This window comes from Thalassotalea sp. G20_0, from assembly GCF_017744175.1.
Lineage (GTDB): Bacteria > Pseudomonadota > Gammaproteobacteria > Pseudomonadales > Endozoicomonadaceae > Endozoicomonas.
In genome coordinates, this window is record NZ_JAGHQV010000319.1 from 1 (window position 1) to 801 (window position 801).

Below are 801 nucleotides of genomic sequence, written 5' to 3' on the forward strand. Positions count from 1 at the left end.
TGATGGTGGGCACTCTGGGGAGACTGCCGGTGACAAACCGGAGGAAGGTGGGGACGACGTCAAGTCATCATGGCCCTTACGGCCAGGGCTACACACGTGCTACAATGGTGCATACAGACGGTTGCCAAGCCGCGAGGTGGAGCTAATCTGAGAAAGTGCATCGTAGTCCGGATTGGAGTCTGCAACTCGACTCCATGAAGTCGGAATCGCTAGTAATCGTGAATCAGAATGTCACGGTGAATACGTTCCCGGGCCTTGTACACACCGCCCGTCACACCATGGGAGTGGGTTGCTCCAGAAGTAGTTAGTCTAACCCTCGGGAGGACGATTACCACGGAGTGATTCATGACTGGGGTGAAGTCGTAACAAGGTAGCCCTAGGGGAACCTGGGGCTGGATCACCTCCTTAAACGAAAACCGACGTCCATAAGCGTTCACACGAATTGTTTGATAATCAGTTGTCAGTTGGCATCAGCCAGTGGGCAGTTGATTTTCTTTGTTCTTTAACAATGTGGAATCCAAATTAAGCTGAATGAAATTCATCAATTTAATTAATTTAAATTGGTTGATTGAATTCTTGCTGAGACACTCTCAAGTTTTGATTGGAAACAATCATAGCTAATGTGTATGGCGATGAATTTCGACAGAAATTCATTTGATCGTTAAAGGTAGTTGTATTGACTGACCTCTAACGATTTACGAAAGTAAATCGTTTTGGGTTATATGGTCAAGTGACTAAGCGTACACGGTGGATGCCTTGGCAGTCAGAGGCGATGAAGGACGTGGTAATCTGCGATAAGCT

At 46.8% G+C, this 801-nt stretch carries 2 rRNA genes; both read left to right on the forward strand.

What is annotated here, in order from left to right:
- Nucleotides 1–408: ribosomal RNA gene (locus tag J7438_RS26275) — 16S ribosomal RNA — on the forward strand; the annotation flags it as partial.
- A gap of 316 nt (nucleotides 409–724) precedes the next feature.
- Nucleotides 725–801 (forward strand): 23S ribosomal RNA (locus tag J7438_RS26280); the annotation flags it as partial.